Here is an 18,984-nt window from a genome sequence, read left to right as displayed (position 1 = left end):
CCAGCGATGCAACTTGTAAAGAACCGTCTTACAGAACCGTCCAACACGAACTACACAGGAAAAATTCATATCGCCGTGCTTCGACCGGCTTTTCGCGCGTCACAACGCCGTTGTCCGTCCGCCTATCGCCTGGAGTTGTACGATGCGTCCCGTTTTACCCCTCTCGTCTTACCTTGGTCTGCTGGCCATCATCACTGTCAGCCAGCAAACCACGGCAGCGCCTGCCGTCGAACTGGGCCAGGTACTGATCAACGACGAAGAGCAAAGCGAACTGGACGACGCCCGCGAACGCCTGCGCGCCGTGCCGGGTGCCACCAACCTGGTGGACATGCAACGGGTCGGGCAAGGTCGTGTTGCCAGCAACCAGGATGTGCTGGCCTACCAGCCTGGCGTGTTCGCGCAGTCGGCGGGTAACGACGGCATCAAGCTGTCGATCCGTGGTTCGGGCATCAACCGTGCCCCGGGTGCCCACGGCTCCGGGGTATACACGATGTTCGACGGGCTGCCTCTTACCGGCCCGGGTGGTACGCCTTACGAGTTGTTCGAACCGCTGTGGCTGAGCCGCGCCGAAGTGTTGCGCGGGGCCAATGGTTTCGATCAGGGCTCGCTCGCCTTGGGCGGGGCCATCAACTATGTGACCCACACCGGCTATGACGCCGCGCCGCTGCAGGTGCGCTATGAAGCCGGCAGCCGCGGCTACCAGCACCGGCACGTCAGTTCCGGCCAGGTGCTGGGCGACCTCGACTACTACGTGGCCCTGACCGACTCGGCGTACGACGGCTACCAGGCGCACAGCAGCGGCAGCTCGAAAGGCATTGCCGCCAATGTCGGCTACCGCTTCAACCCGAACCTGGAAACGCGCTTCTACCTGCGCTATCGGGAAACCGAAAACGAGCTGGCCGGGCGTTTGACCAAGGAGCAAATCAAGCACGACCCACGCGCGGCCAACCCAAGCTACCTGTCACGCAACGACAGCCGTCCGCAACCGGGCAGCACCTGGGTGGGCAACAAGACCACCTTCTTCCTCGACGACGATTCGCGGCTGGAGGCGGGGCTGGTCTATCACGACTACCCGATGGACCTGCGCGAAGGCCCGATGCGCCTAAAGGTCGCCTACACCGATGTCAGTGGCACGCTGAACTACTTCCGGCGTGACACCCTGCTCGGCCATGAGAGCAAGACCACCCTTGGCTGGCGCACCACCAAGCACCTGCCCAACAGTGGCGCCTCGCAGTTTTCGCGGGTCAACGATGTGGTCGGTGAACGCACGCGCGACTTCAGCTACCAGGGTTCGGACACGGTGCTGCATGTCGGCAATGATCTGGAGCTGATCCCAGACCTGTGGCTGACCACGGGCCTGGCGATGATCTACACCCGTCGGGAAAGCGATGTCACTTACCCGGCCAGTGGTGGCAAGGTCAGCCAGCATGATTGGGACTATGCACCACGTGTGGGCCTGCGCTACGACATTCGCCCGGACCTGCAGGTCTACGGCAATCTCAGCCGCTCGGTGGAGCCTCCGCACCCGTGGTCGCTGGTCTGGAGTGCGCCGGTAAACAACCAGCCCATGAAGATGCAGAATCAGACCGCCACCACCCTGGAACTGGGCGCCCGCGGCGACTCGGCGCTGGGCCAATGGGACCTGGCCTGGTACTACTCGCAGGTACGTCATGAACTGCTCAACGTGGAAGTCGTGCAAGGCCTGCCGTTCAAGGAGTTCAACGCCAGCCCCACCGTGCACCAAGGCGTCGAGGCCGGCCTGGACAGCATCCTCTGGGCACAACCCGGCACTGGCAAGCTGAGCCTGCGCCAGGCCTACACCTTCAGCGACTTCCACTACCGCGACGACGACACGTTCGGCGACAACCGCCTGCCTGGCATCCCCATGCACTACTATCAGGCCGAACTGCGCTACGACTGGCCAAGCGGGTTCTACGCCGGGGTCAACACGCAGATGGCGTCGAAGGTACAGGTCGACTACGCCAACAGCTACCACGCCGATGCCTACGCCCTGCTCGGCGCACGCCTGGGCTGGGATTCGCCGAAGCAGGACTGGCAGACCTGGCTGGACCTGCGCAACCTGACCAACAAGCGCTATGCAGCGACCGTGACCCCAGGGTACAACGATGCCGGCCAGGACGTTGCCCGCTCGACGCCGGGCGAAGGCTTTGGCGTCTACGCCGGGGTTTCGTACAGCTTCCGCTGAGCAGGCGCCTCAGGACGGTAACTGCACCTGCGGCTTGGTCGCGGCGAAGATCGCCCAGCTGGAGACAAACAACGCCGCGATCAATGGGCCGATGACAAAACCATTGAGCCCGAATACCGCCAGGCCGCCCAGGGTGGACACCAGGATCAGGTAATCGGGCATCCGCGTGTCCTTGCCCACCAGGATCGGCCGCAGCAGGTTGTCGACCAGGCCGATCACCAGTATCCCGAATGCCGTCAGGATCACCCCCGGCAAAATCGCCCCGGTGAGCAGGAAATACGCGGCCACCGGCGCCCAGACGATCCCCGCCCCCACCGCCGGCAACAGCGACAGAAACGCCATCAGCACCGCCCACACCAGCGCACTGGGAATATCCAGCACCCAGAAGATGAAACCACCCAGCGCGCCCTGGGTGATGGCCACCAGCACGTTGCCCTTGACCGTGGCCCTCACCACCCGGTTGAACTTCAACTGCAGGCGGCGCTTCTGATGCTCAGGCAGCGGCACGGCAAGGCGTACCCGGCGCGCCACGTCGGCCCCCTCGCGCAGGAAGAAGAACAGCAAATACATCATGATGCCGAAGCTCACCAGGAACTCGAAGGTGCCCTGGCCAAAGTTGAACGCCTGGCTGGCCAGCACCTGGCTGCCCTGGGTGGCCCACTTGGTGATCTTGTCGCGCAGCCCGTCCAGGTTGCCCATGCCCATGCGGTCCAGACCGTGCTGGGCAAAGGCCGGGAGCATGTCCTTGCCATGTTCGACGTAGCCGGCGATGTCCAGCTGCCCACTCTCGATTCGCTGGTACAGCGTGGCGCCTTCCTGCACCAGCAAGGCACTGGTGATGATCACCGGCAGCACGGCCACCAGCAGGCACACCAGCACGGTGCAGGCCGCCGCCAGGTTGCGCCGGCGGCCGAAGCGAATCAGCAAGTGCCGCTGCAACGGCGCAAACAGGATGCCGAGAATCACCGCCCAGAAGATCGCGCTGTAATACGGCAGCAGGATCCAAGCGAAGGCAAGGGTCACCAGGGCCAGGAGTACTGCCAGGGCTTTGTTCTGCAGGGTATCGTGGTTCATGGCAACTCCTCGGGTGTCATGGTCATTAGTGCATGCCACCTGCGCAAAAGTGCCGCCCTGCTGTTGATTCAAATCAATACCTCGACCCCAGCCAGCCTTTAGCATCCGCGCCTTTGCCCCGGTGCGCCCATGACCCTACCCGCCAAGCCCGAACTGCTTGCCCCCGCCGGCAGCCTCAAGTCCATGCGCTATGCCTTCGCCTACGGTGCCGACGCGGTCTACGCCGGCCAGCCGCGCTACAGCCTGCGGGTGCGCAACAACGAATTCGACCACGCCAACCTGGCGCTGGGCATCAGCGAGGCGCATGCCCTGGGCAGGCGCTTCTATGTGGTGGTCAACATCGCGCCGCACAACGCCAAGCTGAAGACCTTCCTCAAGGACCTGGCCCCGGTGATCGCGATGGCGCCCGATGCGCTGATCATGTCCGACCCTGGGCTGATCATGCTGGTGCGCCAGCATTTTCCGCAGATGCCGGTGCACCTGTCGGTGCAGGCCAATACGGTGAACTGGGCCAGCGTGCAGTTCTGGCAGCAACTGGGCCTGAGCCGGGTGATCCTGTCGCGCGAGCTGTCGCTGGAGGAAATCGAGGAGATCCGCCAGCACGTGCCGGACATGGAGCTGGAAGTATTCGTCCACGGCGCGCTGTGCATGGCCTACTCCGGCCGTTGCCTGCTGTCCGGCTATCTCAACAGGCGCGATGCCAACCAGGGCACCTGCACCAATGCCTGCCGCTGGAAGTACGAGGCCACGCCAGCCACGGAAGACGCCAGCGGTGACATCGTCCGCGAGGTCGAGCCGACCCTGGGCCTGGGCGCGCCCACCGAGCAGGTGTTCCTGCTGCAGGAAAGCAATCGCCCTGGCAGCGAGATGCCGGCCTTCGAGGACGAGCATGGCACCTACATCATGAACGCCAAGGACCTGCGCGCCATCCAGCACGTCGAGCGCCTGGCAGCCATGGGCGTGCACTCACTGAAGATCGAGGGCCGCACCAAGTCGCATTTCTACTGCGCCCGGGCGGTGCAGTCGTACCGCAAGGCCATCGACGACGCTGCGGCCGGGAGGCCGTTCGACCTGTCGCTGATGGACAACCTCGAATCGCTGGCGCAGCGCGGCTACACCGAAGGCTTCCTGCGCCGCCATGTACACGACGAGTACCAGAACTATCTGCGCGGCAACTCATTGTCCGAGCGCCAGCAGTTCGTCGGCGAACTGACCGGGGCACGTGTCGACGGCCTGGCCGAGGTCAAGGTGAAGAACCGCTTCGCCCTGGGTGACCACCTGGAACTGATGACCCCACGTGGCAACTACCACTTCGACCTGCACCGCCTGTTCGACCGCCAACAGCACGCCATCGAAGTGGCGCCCGGCGACGGCCATGTGGTGTACCTGCCGATTCCCGAGCAGGTTGGGCTGGAGTACGGCCTGTTGATGCGCGACCTGGGCAACGCTGAACAGCCTGCCTGACAAGGCTGTAATCTGCGCCTCAGCCGCCTGACAGGCGCAACCGGCGAGGATCGAGGCTCACCCGCTTGAGGCCACGCCATGTTGCGCAACCCTACCCGCCGCACCTTCGTCAAAGGCCTGGGCGCCGCCACCACGCTGGCCGGCCTGGGCTTGTGGCGCCCATTGGCCCAGGCCAGCGATGGCCACGAGCTGGCCGGCCAGCACTTCGAGCTGTTCATTGGCCAGACGCCGGTCAATATCACCGGCCGGCCACGTACCGCGCTGACCCTCAATGGCAGCCTGCCCGGCCCGTTGCTGCGCTGGCGCGAAGGCGACACGGTGACCCTGCGCGTGCGCAACCACCTCGACCAGCACACCTCGATCCACTGGCACGGCATCCTGCTGCCGGCCAACATGGACGGCGTACCGGGCCTGAGCTTCGCTGGCATCGCGCCGGGTGGCGATTACCTGTACCGGTTCACCCTGCGCCAGAGCGGCACCTACTGGTACCACAGCCATTCCGGCCTGCAGGAACAGGCCGGGGTGTATGGCGCGATCGTCATCGAACCGCGCGAGCCCGAGCCGCATGTCTACCAGCGCGACCATGTGCTGCTGTTCAGCGACTGGTCCGACCAGGCACCCGAAGCGTTGCTGGCCACCCTGAAGAAGCAGTCCGACGCCTTCAACTACCACAAGCGCACGCTCGGCGACTTTGTCACCGACGTTGCCGACAAGGGTTGGGGCAATACCGTCGATGAGCGCCTGGCCTGGGCGCGCATGCGCATGAGCCCGACCGACCTCGCCGACATCAGTGCCGCCAGCTACACCTACCTGCTCAACGGCCAGCCGCCTGACGGCAACTTCACCTGCCTGTTCCAGCCCGGCGAAACCGTGCGCCTGCGCCTGATCAATGCGTCGGCCATGACCTATTTCGATTTCCGCATTCCAGGCCTTGCGCTGACCGTGATCGCCGCCGACGGCCTGCCAGTGACGCCAGTGACCGTGGACGAGCTGCGTATCGCGGTGGCCGAAACCTACGACGTGCTGGTGACCGTCGGCGACCTGCCCGCCTACACCCTGTTCGCCCAGAGCATGGACCGCAGCGGCTACGCCCGCGGCACCCTGGCCCGCGCCATGGGCCTGCAGGCCGTGGTACCGGCGCCTGACCCTCGCCCTGTGCTGAGCATGGCCGACATGGGCCACGGCAACATGGCCGCGATGGATCATGACAACATGGCCGGCATGGACCACGGCAGCATGAGCGGCATGCAAGGCCACCCCACCAGCGAAACCGGCAACCCGCTGGTCGACATGCAGACCATGGCCCCTCGCGCCAACCTGGCCGACCCCGGTATCGGCCTGCGCGACAACGGCCGCCGGGTATTGACCTATGCCGACCTGCGCAGCCCCTACCCCGACCCGGACGGCCGCGAACCTTCACGGGATATCGAGCTGCACCTGACCGGGCACATGGAGCGCTTCGCCTGGTCGTTCGACGGGGTCAAGTTCAGCGATGCCGCGCCGTTGCGCCTGACCTACGGCGAGCGGGTGCGCATCACCCTGGTCAACGACACCATGATGACCCACCCCATCCACCTGCACGGCATGTGGAGCGACCTGGAGGACGAACACGGGCGCTTCCTGGTGCGCAAGCACACGGTCGACATGCCGCCCGGCAGCCGCCGCAGCTACCGGGTCACAGCCGACGCCCTGGGCCGCTGGGCCTACCACTGCCACCTGCTCTACCACATGGAGACCGGCATGTTCCGCGAGGTACGGGTCGATGAATGAGATCAACAACCGGCGCCTGGTGACGGGCGTCGCCCTGGCCGCGCTGCTGGCCAGCGAACGGGCCATGGCCGCCAGCATGGAGCACATGGACCATGGCGCCATGCCGATGGAGCGCGATCAGATGAAACATGGCCAGATGAGCCATGGCCAGATGAATCAGGCCAGCGCACCGAGCCAGCCCCGCGTGCCGCTCCCCGTGCTGACCGACGCCGACCGCCAGGCCGCCTTCCCGCCCCTGCCGGGCCACCAGGTGCATGATCGCGCCGTCAATTGGGCGGTGATCGTCGACCAGCTCGAATACCAGAACTTCGAAAGCAGCAGCGCCCTCAAGTGGAACGCCACGGCCTGGGTCGGTGGCGACATCGATCGCCTGTGGCTGCGCACCGAGGGCGAACGGGAACAAGGCAAGACCCACAAGGCAGAGTTGCAGGCGCTGTGGGGCCACGCGATCAGTCCGTGGTGGGAGCTGGTCGGTGGCCTGCGCCAGGACTTCAAGCCGGCCAGCGGGCAGACCTGGGCCGCCTTCGGCATCCAGGGCACCCCGCTGTATGGCCTGGAACTGGAAGCCACCGCCTATGCCGGCGAGCGACAACAGAGCGCACTGCGCCTCGAGGCCGCTTACGCTATCCTGCTGAGCAACCGCTGGATCCTCGAGCCGAACCTGGAAGCCAATTTCTTCGGCCGCAACGATACCAGCCACGAACAGGGTGCGGGGCTGGCCGACAGCGAAGTCGGCCTGCGCCTGCGCTATGAAATCAGCCGAGGCTTCGCACCCTATGTCGGGGTAAGCTTCGAGCGCCTGCACGGCAACCGCGCCGACCAGGCCCGCGAAGACGGCGAAGACCTCGGCCAGACCCGTCTGGTGGCAGGCGTCCGCCTGCGCTTCTAAGGAGTTGTTCGACCATGCTGCGTAAACACCTGATCACCTTCGGCCTGCTGGCCGTTAGCGGCCTGGCCCAGGCCGCCGAGACCATCGATGTCTACCGCGACCCCAACTGTGGCTGCTGCAAGGCCTGGATCAGCCACCTGCGCGACAACGGCTTCACCGTCAACGACCACGTCGAGCCGAACATGAGCGCCGTCAAGCAGCGCCTGGGCGTGGCGCCGCGCCTTGCGTCGTGCCACACCGGGGTGATCGACGGCAAGTTCGTCGAAGGCCATGTGCCCGCCGAGCAGGTGCGCCTGCTGGCCAAGCGCGACGACCTCAAAGGCCTGGCCGTACCGGGCATGCCCATGGGTTCGCCCGGCATGGAAATGGGTGACCACAAGGATGCCTACCAGGTCATCGGCGTGACCCAGGATGGCCAGGACACCGTGGTCGCCAGCTACTGATGCTGAGCCTCTGGGCGCTGTTCCTCAGCGCCTTCGGTGCCGCCACCCTGCTGCCCCTGCAATCGGAGGCGGTACTGGTCGGCCTGCTGCTGCGCCAGCCCGAGGCCTGGTTGACCTTGCTGCTGGTGGCCACCCTGGGCAATGTGCTGGGTTCGGTGGTCAACTGGGTGCTCGGTCGGGCCATCGAGCACTTGCGCAACAGGCGCTGGTTCCCCTTCAGCGCCAGCCAGCTGGAACGCGCGCAACTGCGCTACCAGCGTTGGGGGCAATGGTCGCTGCTGCTGAGCTGGATGCCGGTGATAGGCGATCCGCTGACCCTGATTGCCGGCATCATGCGTGAACCGTTCTGGCGTTTTCTGCTGCTGGTAACCCTGGCCAAGGGGGGGCGCTATATCGTCGTGGCAATGATTACCCTGGGCTGGTTTCACGCCTGGTAACACCTTTAACGTTTAAGGTGCTCCACTGACTGCTACAGTCGCCAATTCCTACATGGTCCTACACGGAGTGCCCCCATGCTGCGCGCAACCGCCCTGGCCTTGGCCTGCCTCGTCGGCGCCCCTGCCCTCGCTGCCGAATCGCCCACCTACGGCAAACAGCTCGAAGGCTTCACCTACCCTCACCCACTCAAGCATTTCGACTTCCAGTCCCAGGGCCAGCACCTGCAGATGGGCTACATGGATGTGCCGGCCCAGGGCCAGGCCAATGGCCGCAGCGTGGTGCTGATGCACGGCAAGAACTTCTGCGCCGCCACCTGGGAGACCACCATCGACGCCCTGAGCCAGGCTGGCTACCGGGTGATCGCCGCGGATCAGATCGGCTTCTGCACCTCGAGCAAGCCGGCCCAGTACCAGTACAGCTTCCAGCAACTGGCGGTGAACACCCATGCCCTGCTCGAACACTTGGGCGTCAAGCAGGCCATCGTGCTCGGCCACTCCACCGGCGGCATGCTCGCCACCCGCTACGCGTTGATGTACTCGCAACAGGTCGAGCGCCTGGCAATGGTCAACCCGATCGGCCTGGAGGACTGGAAAGCCCTCGGCGTGCCTTACCGCACGGTGGACCAGTGGTACGCCCGCGAGCTCAAGCTCGATGCCGAAGGCGTGCGTGAGTATGAGCGCAAGACCTACTACGCGGGGCGCTGGAAGCCCGAGTACGAGCGCTGGGTGCAGATGCTGGTGGGGCTGAACCAGGGGCCGGGGCATGAGGCGGTGGCGTGGAACTCGGCGCTGATCTACGACATGATCTTCACCCAGCCGGTGTATCACGAGTTCAAGGACCTGAAGATGCCGACCCTGCTGCTGATCGGCGACCAGGACACCACGGCGATCGGTAGCGATATCGCACCGCCCGAGGTGAAGGCCAGACTGGGCAAATACAAGGAACTGGGGCCACAGGTGGCAAAGCTGATTCCACAAGGCGAGCTGGTGACCTTCGAGGGCATGGGGCATGCACCGCAGATCGAGGAGCCACGGCGCTTCAACCGGACGCTGGTGGAGTGGCTCGGCCGCTAACCCTTCCAGACCTGCGCTTCGCTCCAGCCGAGTTCGGCAAAGTCCAGCGCCCGCAGGTCGGCTTCCTCTTCACAGAAGAACTCATCCAGCTGCGGCGGCCGCACTGCGGTGTCACTGAGCATCGCATGTACCTGCCCACGGTGATGGATCTGGTGCTCGAACAAATGCGCCAGCAGCCGCAGACGCTGTTCGCGCTGGATCCGTTCGGGCCGTACGATGCTCACGTAGCGCCCCAGTTGGTCGTCCTGCAACAGGCTGCAATAGGCGATCAACCGGTGGTCGGCCTGGGCCTGCTCGGCATGCAGGTCGGTGCAGGTGGCGAACGGTTGCTCCGGCTCGAAGAAGCGCTCGCCATCCGGGTTCGGCGCTTCGCCGCGCTGTTCGCACTCGAGCATGTCCAGGTAGAACCAGTCCACCGTCAGGAGATGGCTGAGGGTGGCCTTGATCGACGGGAAGTAACTGCAACGAGGGGCGACGAACTCGTCGTGGGTCAGTAGCAGGCAGGCCTTGTACAGGCGGTGGTTGGCCCAGCCATTGTTGTAGGCCTGGGTCAGCAGATGATGCGACAGCGGCTCCATGGTTCGGCTCCTTCAGGCGAAGCGTTGCAGTTGCATCTCCCGTAGCCGGCTCAAGGTCCTTTGGTACGGGAACGCCAGATACCCTTGAGTGTAGAGCGCATCGAGCGGTACCTGTGCCTCCAGGTACAGGGCCACCCGGCGGTCGTAGCATTCGTCGACCAGGGCAATGAAACGGCGCACGGCGTCATCCTTGGGTGACAGCATCGGCAGTTCGCGGTCGCCTGCCGCGACACGCGCGGCGCCATCCTCGGTGCCGCGGGCGATGCGGCCGGCCCGCTGCTCACCGCCCAGGGCCGGGATGCCCTCGACCAGGATCGCTGGAAAACGATCGCACAAGGCCATGAAGTCCACGGCGGCCAAAGGCCGTTCGCACAGCGCGGTAAAGTGGCACCAGACGGCCTGGGTGCTGCGCCGGATCACCTCGATCTGTCGCGAGCCGATCAGCAGGGGGGCGTTGCTGCCAGGGTCATCCGGGCTGAGTTGTTGGAAAACGGCTGCAAGCGCGCCGCCTTTGTTCCCCGCTTCGGCTACCCAGTAACGCTGGCGCTGTGCGCCCGGATGCAGTCGATGGTCCTGCTCGCCTGCCACCGAAAGCACCTGCATGTGCCGCTCGATGGCGCTGATGGCCGGCAGGAAACGTTCGCGATTGAAGCCATCGCGGTACAGCTGTTGCGGTGGCTGGTTGGAAGTCGCGACAACCACAACGCCGTGATCGAACAGCACCTGGAACAGGCGGCCGAGGATGATCGCATCGCCGATGTCGCTGACGAACAGTTCGTCGAAGCACAACACGCGGATTTGCCCGGCCAGTTCCCTCGCCAGCGCCTTCAAAGGGTCGGCAGTGCCGTTGAGCTGGAACAGGCGCTGGTGGACCCAGGCCATGAAATGGTGGAAGTGCTGGCGCCGGGACGGCACGTTCAGGCAGCGGTGGAACAGGTCCATGAGCCAGGTCTTGCCGCGGCCGACCGGGCCCCAGAGGTACAGGCCCTGCGGGCGATGGCCCTGTTCTATGGCCTGGAAGCAGGCCTGCAGGGCATCGACTGCCCTACCTTGAGCCGGGTCCTGGGCGTAACCCTGCTCGCTGAGGGCTTGGTGATAGAGGCTTTGCGGGTCAATGGGCATGGCAATGGGCTTGGCCTGTCAGAGCCCTATTGTCTGCATTGGCCTTATCGCCGGCAAGCCTTCAGCCCTCGCTCAAGCCCACTTTCAGCAGTGCCCCATCCTTGGCCTCGGTCAGCACATACAGGTAGCCATCCGGCCCCACCCGTACATCACGGATGCGCGCCTTCAAGTCACCCAGCAAGCGCTCTTCATGGACGACCTTGTCGCCATCGAGTTGCAGGCGGATCAGCTCCTGGGTCGCCAGCGCGCCAATGAACAGGTTGTGATCCCAGGCCTTGAAGGTCGGGCTGTCATAGAAGGCCATGCCGCTGATGCCGGGCGACTTCTCCCAGACATGGTGCGGGTCGACCATGCCGTCGACATGCTTGCCCTTGGCCTCGGGGATCGGCAGCAACGAATAGTTGATACCGTGCGTGGCGATTGGCCAGCCATGGTTCTTGCCCGGCTCCGGGATATTGATCTCGTCGCCACCGCGCGGGCCGTGCTCATGGGTCCAGAGTTTGCCGGTCCAGGGGTTGAGCGCCGCGCCCTGTTGGTTGCGGTGGCCGAACGACCAGATTTCCGGGCGCACATCCGGCTTGCCGACGAAGGGGTTGTCCTTGGGTATTTCGCCGTCGGGCAGAATCCGCACGACCTTGCCCTGCAGCTTGTCCAGGTCCTGCGCGGTCGCGCGCTGGTTGTTCTCGCCCAGGGCAATGAACAGAAAGCCGTCACGGTCGAATACCAGCCGCGAGCCGAAGTGATTGCCTTCGGAGAGCTTGGGTTGCTGGCGGAAGATCACATTGAAGTTTTCCAGCCGTGCGCGGTCCTCGGACAGCTGGCCACGGCCCACCGCCGTACCGGCCTTGCCATCACTGCCCTCCTCGGCGTACGACAGGTACACCGTGCGGTCCTTGGCAAACGCCGGTGACAGCACCACGTCGAGCAGGCCACCCTGGCCTTCGGCCCAGACCTTGGGCACGCCGCTGATGGGTGGGCCGACCTTGCCCTCGGCACTGATCACGCGCAGGTTGCCGGGGCGCTCGGTGACCAGCATGTTCTTGCCACCGGGCAGGAAAGCCAGCGCCCAAGGGTTGCGCAGGCCATCGGCCACGGTACTGACCGTGAGTTGCCCCGCTTCGCTGGCAAATTGCTGCTCAGGGGCGGCATGGGCCAGCAGCGGCAACAGTGCAGCGGCGGTCAGGGTCGTCAGCCAGTGGGGTCGGGTCATGCAGGATTCCTTTCTATGGGGTCAGGGCACACGCTGGCTGTCACGCGATGGCCGCGTCGGCTCCAGATTGGGCGCCTGCTGCTGGCGGCGCAGGTTGTCGCCGTTACCGATACCGCGGTTGTCCAGGCTTGGCGTGCGATAGATGGGCTGGGTGGACGGGCCGCGAACGGGCGGTGTGGCCGGCATGCTGCCCTGCCGGCTGTTGGGGTTGGCGCGCTGGGTCGGGCTGTTGTACGGGTTGTTGTTGCTGGCGGCGAGCTGCAGCGGCGGCACGGGGGCTGCCTGCACCGACAGGCACAGCAGCAGGCCGATGGCCAGGGTCGGCATTGTGAGATTCATGCTTCACCTCCTGTACGAAAAAGCGCGCCTTTAGCGTTTGGATAGCCTAAGGCGCGAAGGGTTCGCGGCAAAAGTGTGAATGCGATTCCTGATGTTTCAGTATGGGCCTGATGACACAGTGCATCTGGCCCGCCGATCACCGGGCACTACCGACCTTGTACTGCGTCGACCTTGTGCCGTGCCGCGTACAGGCACAGCATTTCCATGGCCAGGGTGGCCCCGGCCAGCGCGGTGATATCGGCGTGGTCATAGGCCGGTGCCACTTCCACCAGGTCCATGCCCACCAGGTTGATGCCACGCAGGCCACCGAGGATCTCCAGCGCCTGCACCGTGCTCAGGCCGCCACATACCGGGGTTCCGGTGCCGGGTGCATAGGCCGGGTCGAGGCAGTCGATGTCGAACGTCAGGTACACCGGCCGGTCGCCGACCCGCTGGCGGATCGCCGCGATGATCGCTTCGGTGCCCTGGCGGTGCACTTGCCGGGCATCGAGAATGGCAAAGCCCTGGCTGTCGTCATTGGTGGTGCGCAGGCCGACCTGCACCGAGCAGGACGGATCGACCAGGCCCTCGCGGGCGGCATGCCAGAACATGGTGCCATGGTCGATGCGACCCTCTTCGTCCGGCCAGGTGTCGCTGTGCGCATCGAAATGGATCAGCGCCAGCGGGCCATGGCGCCGGGCATGGGCCTTGAGCAGCGGGTAGCTGATGAAATGGTCACCGCCCAGGGTGAGCATGGCGCAACCGGCTTCAAGAATGTGCTCGGCGTGGGCCTGGATGCTGCCCGGTACCGACTGCGGGGTGCCGCTGTCAAAAGCGCAGTCACCGTAGTCGATCACTGCCAGGTGGTCGAACGGGTCGAACGCCCACGGCCAGTGGCGCGCCCAGGCCTGCTGCACCGAGGCGGCACGGATCGCACGCGGCCCGAAACGCGCACCGGGGCGGTTGCTGGTGGCGGTGTCGAACGGCACACCGCTGACCACCACATCCACCCCGCGCAAATCGCGGCTGTAGCGGCGACGGGAGAAACTGGTGATACCGGCGTAGGTACTTTCCGCTGCGGTACCGTACAGGCTGTCGCGGGTCATGGCCTGGTCGTTGTTCTGGGCTTGTTCCACGGTTGGGCTCCTTTATGGGTATCGGTCACTGGCGGCTACGGAAGGCCGTCCACAGCCGGTTGCGCTGGCGCAGGTCGGACAACGCCATGCTGCGGTCGGCATACAGGCGTTCACGCACGTCGGCAGGTGGGTAGATATCCGGGTCATTGCGCACGGCGTCATCCACCAGCGGTGTTGCCGCCTGGTTGGCGTTGGCGAAGAACAGCGTATTGGTCAGGGCAGCCACCGACTCTGGCTTGAGCATGAAGGCGATGAAGGCCCGGGCAGCCTCCGGGTGCGGGGCGTCCTTAGGGATGACCAGGTTGTCCTGCCACACCAGCGTGCCTTCACGGGGGATACGGTAGATCAGCTCGAACGGCTTGCCGGCGCGGCGCGCCTGGTCGGCAGCCATGGCCGCATCGCCGTTGTAGGTCAGTGCCAGGCACACGCTGCCGTTGGCCAGGTCGTTGATCTGCCGGCCATTGGCGACGTAGCTGATCGACGGTTGCAACTGGTTCAGCAGGTTCTGCGCCGCCGTGAGGTCGGCCTTGTCCTGGCTGTAGGGGTCCTTGCCAAGGTAGTTGAGGGCGACGCCGATCACTTCCTGAGGCGAGTCCGGCATGGCGATCCCGCACTCCTTGAGGCGGCTGGCGTACTCGGGTTTGAACAGCAGGTCGAGGCTGTCCAGCGGCACATCGCCCAGGCGCTGGCGCACCGCCTCGACATTCACCCCCAGGCCCAGGGTGCCCCAGGTGTAGGGCACTGCGTAACGGTTGCCTGGGTCGGCCTCGGCCAGCTTGGCCAGCAGGTCCTTGTCGAGGTTGGCGTAGCCGGGCATGCCTTGCGCATCGAGCGGTTGCAGGGCATTGGCCTTCAGCGCCCGGGCCAGCACGGTGGCAGACGGCACGACCACGTCGTAGCCGCTGCGGCCGGTGAGCAGCTTGGTTTCCAGGACTTCGGTGGTGTCGAAGGTGTCGTAGCGCACCTTGTAGCCGGTTTCCTTTTCAAAGCGCTGGAGGGTTTCCGGGGCGACATAGTCGGCCCAGCTGTAGAGATTGACGACCTTTTCTTCGGCCTGCAGCGGCAGGGCCAGGATCAGGGACAACAGGCACAGCGATCGACGCATGACGGGCACCTCGGCAAATGGGTGGATGCCGCCAGCATGCCAGCCGGGTAACATTGCAAAAATGGCAAGTTTGCAAAGCTGACATTCATCGGGAGCAATGTGATGCTCGGACAACTGCACGACCCCGACCTGCACCTGCTGCGGCTGTTCGTCACTGTAGTAGAGGCCGGCGGCTTCAGTGCCGCCCAAGGCGTATTGGGCTTGAGCCAACCCACCATCAGCCAGCGCATGGCGCAGCTGGAAACGCGCCTGGGCTACCGCCTGTGCAGCCGCGGCAAAGGTGGCTTTCGCCTGACCGACAAGGGCGAGCTGCTGTTGGAGGCAGCGCGTGATCTGTTGCTGAACATCGAGCTGTTTCGACAACAGGCCAACGGCGTGGCCGGGCGCCTCCTGGGGACGGTGCGGGTGGGCATGGCCGAAAACCAGGATGCGGCCGTGAGCCTGCGCCTGGCCACGGCCATTTCACGCTTTCGCGGGCGCGAGGAAGCGGTGCAACTGGAACTGATCAGCGCGCCACCGGCGGAGCTGGAGCGTCTACTGCTGGAACAACGGCTGGACTTTGCCATCAGCTATTTTTCCGGCAACCAGGCGGCATTCGACTATCAGCCGTTGTTCGAGGAGCGGCAACGTTTGTACTGCGGCAAGGGGCATGCGCTGTTCGATGCAGCCGAGGTGCCCCATGAGCAGTTGCTGGAGGCGGATCAGGTCCGTCATCCCTATCGCTTCCTCAAGGGCGGCGAGCCGTTCCAGAGCCGACGCAGCATGGCGGTGGCCGAGCAGATCGAGAGCGTGCTGACGTTCATACTTTCGGGGCGACATATTGGCTATCTGCCGTGTCATTGTGCAGCGGGCTGGGAGGCTCAGGGGATGTTGCGGGCGCTGGATCCGGGGTTGGATTTCGTGGTGCCCTTCACCCTGGCCCGACATCGGGCACAGGTGCCTGGGGAGGCGCAGGCGGCCTTTGTAGAGGATTTACTGACAGCGTTCTCCTGACATGGCCTCTTCGCGGGACAAGCCCGCTCCTACAGAGATAGCGCCCAACCTGAGGGCAGCGCGTTACCTGTAATCGACAGACTTGCGAAACAGTATCTTTCATAAGCCACGATACTTTCAGCGCCGCCGTGCATTTGCCACACTGCAGGCACTACCTCATCGGCAAGGTCCTTCGCCATGGCTGCCCGTTTACGCCGCTCCCTTCGTCTGCTGCTGGTGCTGATGCTCGCCGGCGGGCTCAACGCCTGCGCGCTGTTCCAGGCCCGCGACCCGCTGAATATCAGTGTGATCGGCATCGAGCCACTGCCGGGGCAGGCGCTGGAAATGCGCATGGCGGTGAAGATGAGGGTGCAGAACCCCAACGAGTCGGCGATCGACTACAACGGCGTTGCGCTGAACCTGGAGGTCAACGGTCAGCCGCTGGCGGCCGGCGTGAGCGACCAGCAAGGGCACATCGGCCGCTACGACGAAGCCGTGATCGTGGTGCCGGTCAGCATCACCGCATTCGCCTTCCTGCGCCAGGCCTATGGCCTGGGCAAGCTTGATTCGCTGCAAGGGATGCCTTACAAACTGCGTGGCAAGCTCGCTGGCGGACCGTTGGGCACCGTACGCTTCACCGACGAGGGCAAGCTGGACCTGCCCAAGGACGGTAGCCTGTATTGGTAGGGGGACGGATCAGCGATTGGCGCTGGCGGCAGCCATCATCTTGTTGACCTCGCTGCGGACCATGCTGGCGTACTCCGGCGGCGACATGCCATCCAGTTCGGCACGCACCCATTCAGCCCACTTGCCTTTGCGGCGTGGTTTTTCGGCGATCAGCCGCGCAGCCTCACCCTTGGCCTTGCCCAGGTTGTTCTGCCACATCTCGAACAGCCGGGCCTTTTCTGCCTCGATCTGCGCCCGTTCCTCGAAGCTCATGTTGGCCAGATTGAAACTCATGAAGGTACCTGCCTGTTGAAAATGGCCGCTATCTTACACCCTGGCGTCGCATCATCGGCAAAGCCGTCGCAACTTTCCCGGCGCGCTGGCATCCATTGTTCAAACCACCCCATCAACGAGGACGAGTTCATGGCCCGAAAAACCGCCGCACTGGCCGACAGTGATCAGATCAAGGACCAGGTGTTCAGTGAACTGCAGGCATTGATCGAAGAATCGGAAAAGCTGCTCAACGAAAGTGCCGCGCTGGTTGGCGAAGAAGCCGAGACCCTGCGTGCGCAGGTCAGCCTCAAGCTGCGCCAGGCTCGCGAGGCCGCCGGCCAGGTGCGGGCCAAGGCGCAACCGGTGGTAGAGGCCACCCAGGACTATATCGGTGGCCATCCATGGCAGACCGTGGCAGTGTCGGCGGGCTTCGGCCTGGTGATCGGCCTGCTGTTAGGGCGCCGCTACTAGGCGTCAGGCAGCCTGCGCCATCGGAATACCACTGTGGAAGCGTAGTTCCTGATCGGGAGACTGGATCAACTCCGCTTCCGCTGCACGCACCAGTTCGACACGGCGGGCGATGTCTGCCTCGTCACCGTAATGGTGGGCCAGCTTCAGGTAGCCCTGATAGTGGCGGGCTTCGCTTTTCAGCAGGCCGTGATAGAAAGTGCCGAGCTCCTCATCGAGGTGTGGCACCAAGGCCGCAAAGCGCTCGCAACTACGGGCCTCGATGAATGCCCCGACCACCAGCGTATCCACCAGTTTCACCGGTTCGTGGGCGCGCACCAGGCGGCGCAGGCCAGACGCATAGCGCCCCGCCGAAACTGGCCGTAGCGGCACACCACGGCGCTTCATCAACCGCAGCACCTGCTCGTGATGTACCAGCTCTTCACGGGCCAGGCGCGACATCATGTTGATCAAGTCCAGGTGGGTGTTGTACTTGGCGATCAGGCTCAGGGCGGTGCTGGCCGCCTTGAACTCGCAGTTCTTGTGATCGATCAGCAGGGTTTCCTGGTCGGCAAGTGCCGCCTCGATCCAGGCATCTGGGGTCGGGCAGCCGAGGAAGGCATCGATTTCGGGGATCAGCGACATAAGCGAACAACCACACTGGACAGGCAGGACCGGCGATTATACCGACGGCGACGTGCAGCACCAGTGACTATGCTTGATGTACATCAAGCGGCGACGCGGGAGGCGCCGACTATAGTCAGGCATTGGTCGCCACCTTTGAACGGAGTTAACGCCCATGCAAGCTGTCCGTAGCATCCTCGTCGTCCTCGACCCCGAACATGCCCATAGCCGTGCGCTGACCCGGGCCAAACTGATTGCCGGCGTGACCGGTGCTCGTCTGCATCTGCTGATGTGTGACAAGAAGCATGACCACAGCGCCCTACTCAGCCTGCTTGGCAGCCAGTTGCATGATGATGGCTATGACAATGTCACCCATGAACAGACCTGGCATGAGACCTTGCATGAATCGATCATTGCCGTGCAGCAGGCCGAAGGCTGTGAGCTGGTAATCAAGGAACATCGGCCGGATAACCCGCTGAAGAAGGCACTGCTGACCCCGATTGACTGGAAGCTGTTGCGCCACTGCCCTTGTGCGGTATTGATGGTCAAGAGTGAGCGGCCTTGGACAGGTGGCGTGATCCTCGCAGCGGTGGATGTGGGCAACCAGGACGAGGACCATCGTCTCCTGCACGCCAGCATCATCGACCACGGCTACGGTATTGCCAGGCTGACCAAGGGCGACCTGCATGTCGTCAGTGCTCACCCCTCCCCCATGCTGTCGGCGTCAGACCCGGTTTATCAGCTGAGTGAAACCATCGAAAAGCGCTATCGAGAGGCCTGCAGTGCGTTCCAGGCGGAGTTCGATATCAGTGAAGACCGCCTGCATGTCGCAGAAGGGCCGGCAGATGTGCTGATACCCCATTTCGAGAAGCAGCTCGATGCCGTTGTCACGGTGATCGGCACTGTTGCGCGCACCGGGATTTCCGGGGCCCTGATCGGCAATACCTCGGAAGTGGTGCTCGATTCGCTGGAAGGCGATGTGCTGGTGCTCAAGAGCGAGGAAGCGACGGCGCACCTGGCCGAAGTTGCCCGAGGCTGAAGGTTTCCTTCGTGCGCAAAGACAAAACCCCTACCTGCATGTGCAGATAGGGGTTTTGCGAAATGAATCTTGACGATGACCTACTCTCACATGGGGAAACCCCACACTACCATCGGCGATGCATCGTTTCACTACTG

20 protein-coding genes are annotated in these 18,984 nt (G+C 64.3%); 11 read left to right on the top strand and 9 right to left on the bottom strand.

Annotation, left to right across the window (positions count from 1 at the left end; all coding sequences use genetic code 11):
* The first annotated feature begins 142 nt into the window (after nt 1–142).
* Nucleotides 143–2,206, top strand: coding sequence for a TonB-dependent receptor family protein (locus ACIPZ8_RS21300; protein ID WP_400727140.1), 2,064 nt, complete (start codon nt 143–145; stop codon nt 2,204–2,206).
* A gap of 9 nt (nt 2,207–2,215) precedes the next feature.
* Here the strand turns inward: ACIPZ8_RS21300 and ACIPZ8_RS21295 are convergent, their stop codons facing one another.
* Nucleotides 2,216–3,280 (bottom strand): AI-2E family transporter, encoded by a 1,065-nt coding sequence (locus tag ACIPZ8_RS21295; protein ID WP_400727137.1) that lies wholly within the window; start codon nt 3,278–3,280, stop codon nt 2,216–2,218.
* A gap of 129 nt (nt 3,281–3,409) precedes the next feature.
* Here ACIPZ8_RS21295 and yegQ point away from each other — a divergent pair, with 129 nt between their 5' ends.
* The 6 genes from yegQ to ACIPZ8_RS21265 all read left to right on the top strand — a co-directional run bounded on the left by yegQ (nt 3,410) and on the right by ACIPZ8_RS21265 (nt 9,357).
* Entirely contained in the window at nt 3,410–4,744 is a 1,335-nt protein-coding gene (gene yegQ, locus ACIPZ8_RS21290; RefSeq protein ID WP_400727135.1) for a tRNA 5-hydroxyuridine modification protein YegQ, read from the top strand.
* A 78-nt stretch (nt 4,745–4,822) separates the two neighbouring features.
* Nucleotides 4,823–6,514, top strand: coding sequence for a copper resistance system multicopper oxidase (locus ACIPZ8_RS21285; RefSeq protein ID WP_400727133.1), 1,692 nt, complete (start codon nt 4,823–4,825; stop codon nt 6,512–6,514).
* Nucleotides 6,507–7,403 carry a copper resistance protein B gene (locus ACIPZ8_RS21280; RefSeq protein ID WP_400727131.1) on the top strand — a complete coding sequence of 299 codons (897 nt, stop codon included), beginning with the start codon at nt 6,507–6,509 and terminating at the stop codon, nt 7,401–7,403. Before ACIPZ8_RS21285 ends, ACIPZ8_RS21280 begins: the two co-directional genes overlap by 8 nt.
* A gap of 14 nt (nt 7,404–7,417) precedes the next feature.
* A complete protein-coding gene (locus tag ACIPZ8_RS21275) occupies nt 7,418–7,846 on the top strand; it encodes a DUF411 domain-containing protein (protein ID WP_400727129.1) in 429 nt (142 codons plus the stop codon).
* The gene (locus ACIPZ8_RS21270) at nt 7,846–8,283 is read left to right on the top strand and encodes a YqaA family protein (RefSeq protein WP_400727127.1); all 438 of its coding nucleotides are present in this window, start codon (nt 7,846–7,848) and stop codon (nt 8,281–8,283) included. The genes ACIPZ8_RS21275 and ACIPZ8_RS21270 overlap by 1 nt, the downstream gene beginning before the upstream one ends.
* Before the next feature lie 75 nt (nt 8,284–8,358).
* Nucleotides 8,359–9,357, top strand: a complete 999-nt coding sequence (locus ACIPZ8_RS21265; protein ID WP_400727125.1) for an alpha/beta fold hydrolase — start codon at nt 8,359–8,361, stop codon at nt 9,355–9,357.
* Here the strand turns inward: ACIPZ8_RS21265 and ACIPZ8_RS21260 are convergent.
* The 6 genes from ACIPZ8_RS21260 to ACIPZ8_RS21235 form a co-directional block, all read right to left on the bottom strand.
* Complete coding sequence (locus tag ACIPZ8_RS21260) at nt 9,354–9,935, bottom strand: DinB family protein (RefSeq protein ID WP_400727123.1); 582 nt, start codon at nt 9,933–9,935, stop codon at nt 9,354–9,356. The two genes, ACIPZ8_RS21265 and ACIPZ8_RS21260, sit on opposite strands and share 4 nt — an antisense overlap.
* Before the next feature lie 12 nt (nt 9,936–9,947).
* Nucleotides 9,948–11,057 carry a cell division protein ZapE gene (gene zapE / locus ACIPZ8_RS21255; protein ID WP_400727121.1) on the bottom strand — a complete coding sequence of 370 codons (1,110 nt, stop codon included), beginning with the start codon at nt 11,055–11,057 and terminating at the stop codon, nt 9,948–9,950.
* A gap of 61 nt (nt 11,058–11,118) precedes the next feature.
* The gene (locus tag ACIPZ8_RS21250; protein ID WP_400727119.1) at nt 11,119–12,267 is read right to left on the bottom strand and encodes a PQQ-dependent sugar dehydrogenase; all 1,149 of its coding nucleotides are present in this window, start codon (nt 12,265–12,267) and stop codon (nt 11,119–11,121) included.
* A gap of 21 nt (nt 12,268–12,288) precedes the next feature.
* The gene (locus ACIPZ8_RS21245; protein ID WP_400727118.1) at nt 12,289–12,606 is read right to left on the bottom strand and encodes a hypothetical protein; all 318 of its coding nucleotides are present in this window, start codon (nt 12,604–12,606) and stop codon (nt 12,289–12,291) included.
* A 146-nt stretch (nt 12,607–12,752) separates the two neighbouring features.
* The gene (gene speB / locus ACIPZ8_RS21240) at nt 12,753–13,721 is read right to left on the bottom strand and encodes an agmatinase (RefSeq protein ID WP_400727117.1); all 969 of its coding nucleotides are present in this window, start codon (nt 13,719–13,721) and stop codon (nt 12,753–12,755) included.
* A 25-nt stretch (nt 13,722–13,746) separates the two neighbouring features.
* Nucleotides 13,747–14,826, bottom strand: coding sequence for an extracellular solute-binding protein (locus ACIPZ8_RS21235; protein WP_400727116.1), 1,080 nt, complete (start codon nt 14,824–14,826; stop codon nt 13,747–13,749).
* Between the two features lie 102 nt (nt 14,827–14,928).
* Between ACIPZ8_RS21235 and ACIPZ8_RS21230 the strand changes: the two genes are divergently transcribed.
* Entirely contained in the window at nt 14,929–15,819 is an 891-nt protein-coding gene (locus tag ACIPZ8_RS21230) for a LysR family transcriptional regulator (RefSeq protein WP_400727114.1), read from the top strand.
* A gap of 177 nt (nt 15,820–15,996) precedes the next feature.
* Entirely contained in the window at nt 15,997–16,485 is a 489-nt protein-coding gene (locus tag ACIPZ8_RS21225; RefSeq protein WP_400727112.1) for an LEA type 2 family protein, read from the top strand.
* Between the two features lie 9 nt (nt 16,486–16,494).
* Here ACIPZ8_RS21225 and ACIPZ8_RS21220 read toward each other — a convergent pair whose 3' ends face one another.
* Nucleotides 16,495–16,758 (bottom strand): hypothetical protein, encoded by a 264-nt coding sequence (locus tag ACIPZ8_RS21220; protein ID WP_400727110.1) that lies wholly within the window; start codon nt 16,756–16,758, stop codon nt 16,495–16,497.
* Between the two features lie 129 nt (nt 16,759–16,887).
* On the opposite strand from ACIPZ8_RS21220, the gene ACIPZ8_RS21215 reads away from it, so the two are divergent.
* On the top strand, nt 16,888–17,208 hold the full coding sequence (locus ACIPZ8_RS21215) for a YqjD family protein (RefSeq protein ID WP_103446682.1): 321 nt from the start codon (nt 16,888–16,890) through the stop codon (nt 17,206–17,208).
* A gap of 3 nt (nt 17,209–17,211) precedes the next feature.
* Here the strand turns inward: ACIPZ8_RS21215 and ACIPZ8_RS21210 are convergent, their stop codons facing one another.
* Nucleotides 17,212–17,829 carry a tRNA-(ms[2]io[6]A)-hydroxylase gene (locus tag ACIPZ8_RS21210; RefSeq protein WP_400727108.1) on the bottom strand — a complete coding sequence of 206 codons (618 nt, stop codon included), beginning with the start codon at nt 17,827–17,829 and terminating at the stop codon, nt 17,212–17,214.
* Nucleotides 17,830–17,983: 154 nt separating this feature from the next.
* Between ACIPZ8_RS21210 and ACIPZ8_RS21205 the strand changes: the two genes are divergently transcribed.
* Nucleotides 17,984–18,847, top strand: coding sequence for a universal stress protein (locus tag ACIPZ8_RS21205; protein WP_400727106.1), 864 nt, complete (start codon nt 17,984–17,986; stop codon nt 18,845–18,847).
* Nucleotides 18,848–18,984: the final 137 nt, after the last annotated feature.

Source organism: Pseudomonas sp. NPDC089422, assembly GCF_044749405.1.
GTDB lineage: Bacteria > Pseudomonadota > Gammaproteobacteria > Pseudomonadales > Pseudomonadaceae > Aquipseudomonas.
The sequence above is the reverse complement of the archived record's forward strand: the minus strand, read 5'-3'. Positions and strand labels throughout refer to the sequence as shown.

What these genes read in the sequence shown, in the direction of transcription:
- ACIPZ8_RS21245 (WP_400727118.1), bottom strand. Translation starts at nt 12,606, where the DNA reads ATGAATCTCACAATGCCGACCCTGGCCATCGGCCTGCTGCTGTGCCTG.
- ACIPZ8_RS21300 (WP_400727140.1), top strand. Translation starts at nt 143, where the DNA reads ATGCGTCCCGTTTTACCCCTCTCGTCTTACCTTGGTCTGCTGGCCATC.
- ACIPZ8_RS21225 (WP_400727112.1), top strand. Translation starts at nt 15,997, where the DNA reads ATGGCTGCCCGTTTACGCCGCTCCCTTCGTCTGCTGCTGGTGCTGATG.
- ACIPZ8_RS21220 (WP_400727110.1), bottom strand. Translation starts at nt 16,758, where the DNA reads ATGAGTTTCAATCTGGCCAACATGAGCTTCGAGGAACGGGCGCAGATC.
- ACIPZ8_RS21285 (WP_400727133.1), top strand. Translation starts at nt 4,823, where the DNA reads ATGTTGCGCAACCCTACCCGCCGCACCTTCGTCAAAGGCCTGGGCGCC.
- ACIPZ8_RS21230 (WP_400727114.1), top strand. Translation starts at nt 14,929, where the DNA reads ATGCTCGGACAACTGCACGACCCCGACCTGCACCTGCTGCGGCTGTTC.
- ACIPZ8_RS21215 (WP_103446682.1), top strand. Translation starts at nt 16,888, where the DNA reads ATGGCCCGAAAAACCGCCGCACTGGCCGACAGTGATCAGATCAAGGAC.
- ACIPZ8_RS21265 (WP_400727125.1), top strand. Translation starts at nt 8,359, where the DNA reads ATGCTGCGCGCAACCGCCCTGGCCTTGGCCTGCCTCGTCGGCGCCCCT.
- ACIPZ8_RS21235 (WP_400727116.1), bottom strand. Translation starts at nt 14,826, where the DNA reads ATGCGTCGATCGCTGTGCCTGTTGTCCCTGATCCTGGCCCTGCCGCTG.
- ACIPZ8_RS21275 (WP_400727129.1), top strand. Translation starts at nt 7,418, where the DNA reads ATGCTGCGTAAACACCTGATCACCTTCGGCCTGCTGGCCGTTAGCGGC.
- ACIPZ8_RS21270 (WP_400727127.1), top strand. Translation starts at nt 7,846, where the DNA reads ATGCTGAGCCTCTGGGCGCTGTTCCTCAGCGCCTTCGGTGCCGCCACC.
- zapE (WP_400727121.1), bottom strand. Translation starts at nt 11,057, where the DNA reads ATGCCCATTGACCCGCAAAGCCTCTATCACCAAGCCCTCAGCGAGCAG.
- ACIPZ8_RS21280 (WP_400727131.1), top strand. Translation starts at nt 6,507, where the DNA reads ATGAATGAGATCAACAACCGGCGCCTGGTGACGGGCGTCGCCCTGGCC.
- ACIPZ8_RS21205 (WP_400727106.1), top strand. Translation starts at nt 17,984, where the DNA reads ATGCAAGCTGTCCGTAGCATCCTCGTCGTCCTCGACCCCGAACATGCC.
- ACIPZ8_RS21250 (WP_400727119.1), bottom strand. Translation starts at nt 12,267, where the DNA reads ATGACCCGACCCCACTGGCTGACGACCCTGACCGCCGCTGCACTGTTG.
- ACIPZ8_RS21295 (WP_400727137.1), bottom strand. Translation starts at nt 3,280, where the DNA reads ATGAACCACGATACCCTGCAGAACAAAGCCCTGGCAGTACTCCTGGCC.
- yegQ (WP_400727135.1), top strand. Translation starts at nt 3,410, where the DNA reads ATGACCCTACCCGCCAAGCCCGAACTGCTTGCCCCCGCCGGCAGCCTC.
- ACIPZ8_RS21210 (WP_400727108.1), bottom strand. Translation starts at nt 17,829, where the DNA reads ATGTCGCTGATCCCCGAAATCGATGCCTTCCTCGGCTGCCCGACCCCA.
- ACIPZ8_RS21260 (WP_400727123.1), bottom strand. Translation starts at nt 9,935, where the DNA reads ATGGAGCCGCTGTCGCATCATCTGCTGACCCAGGCCTACAACAATGGC.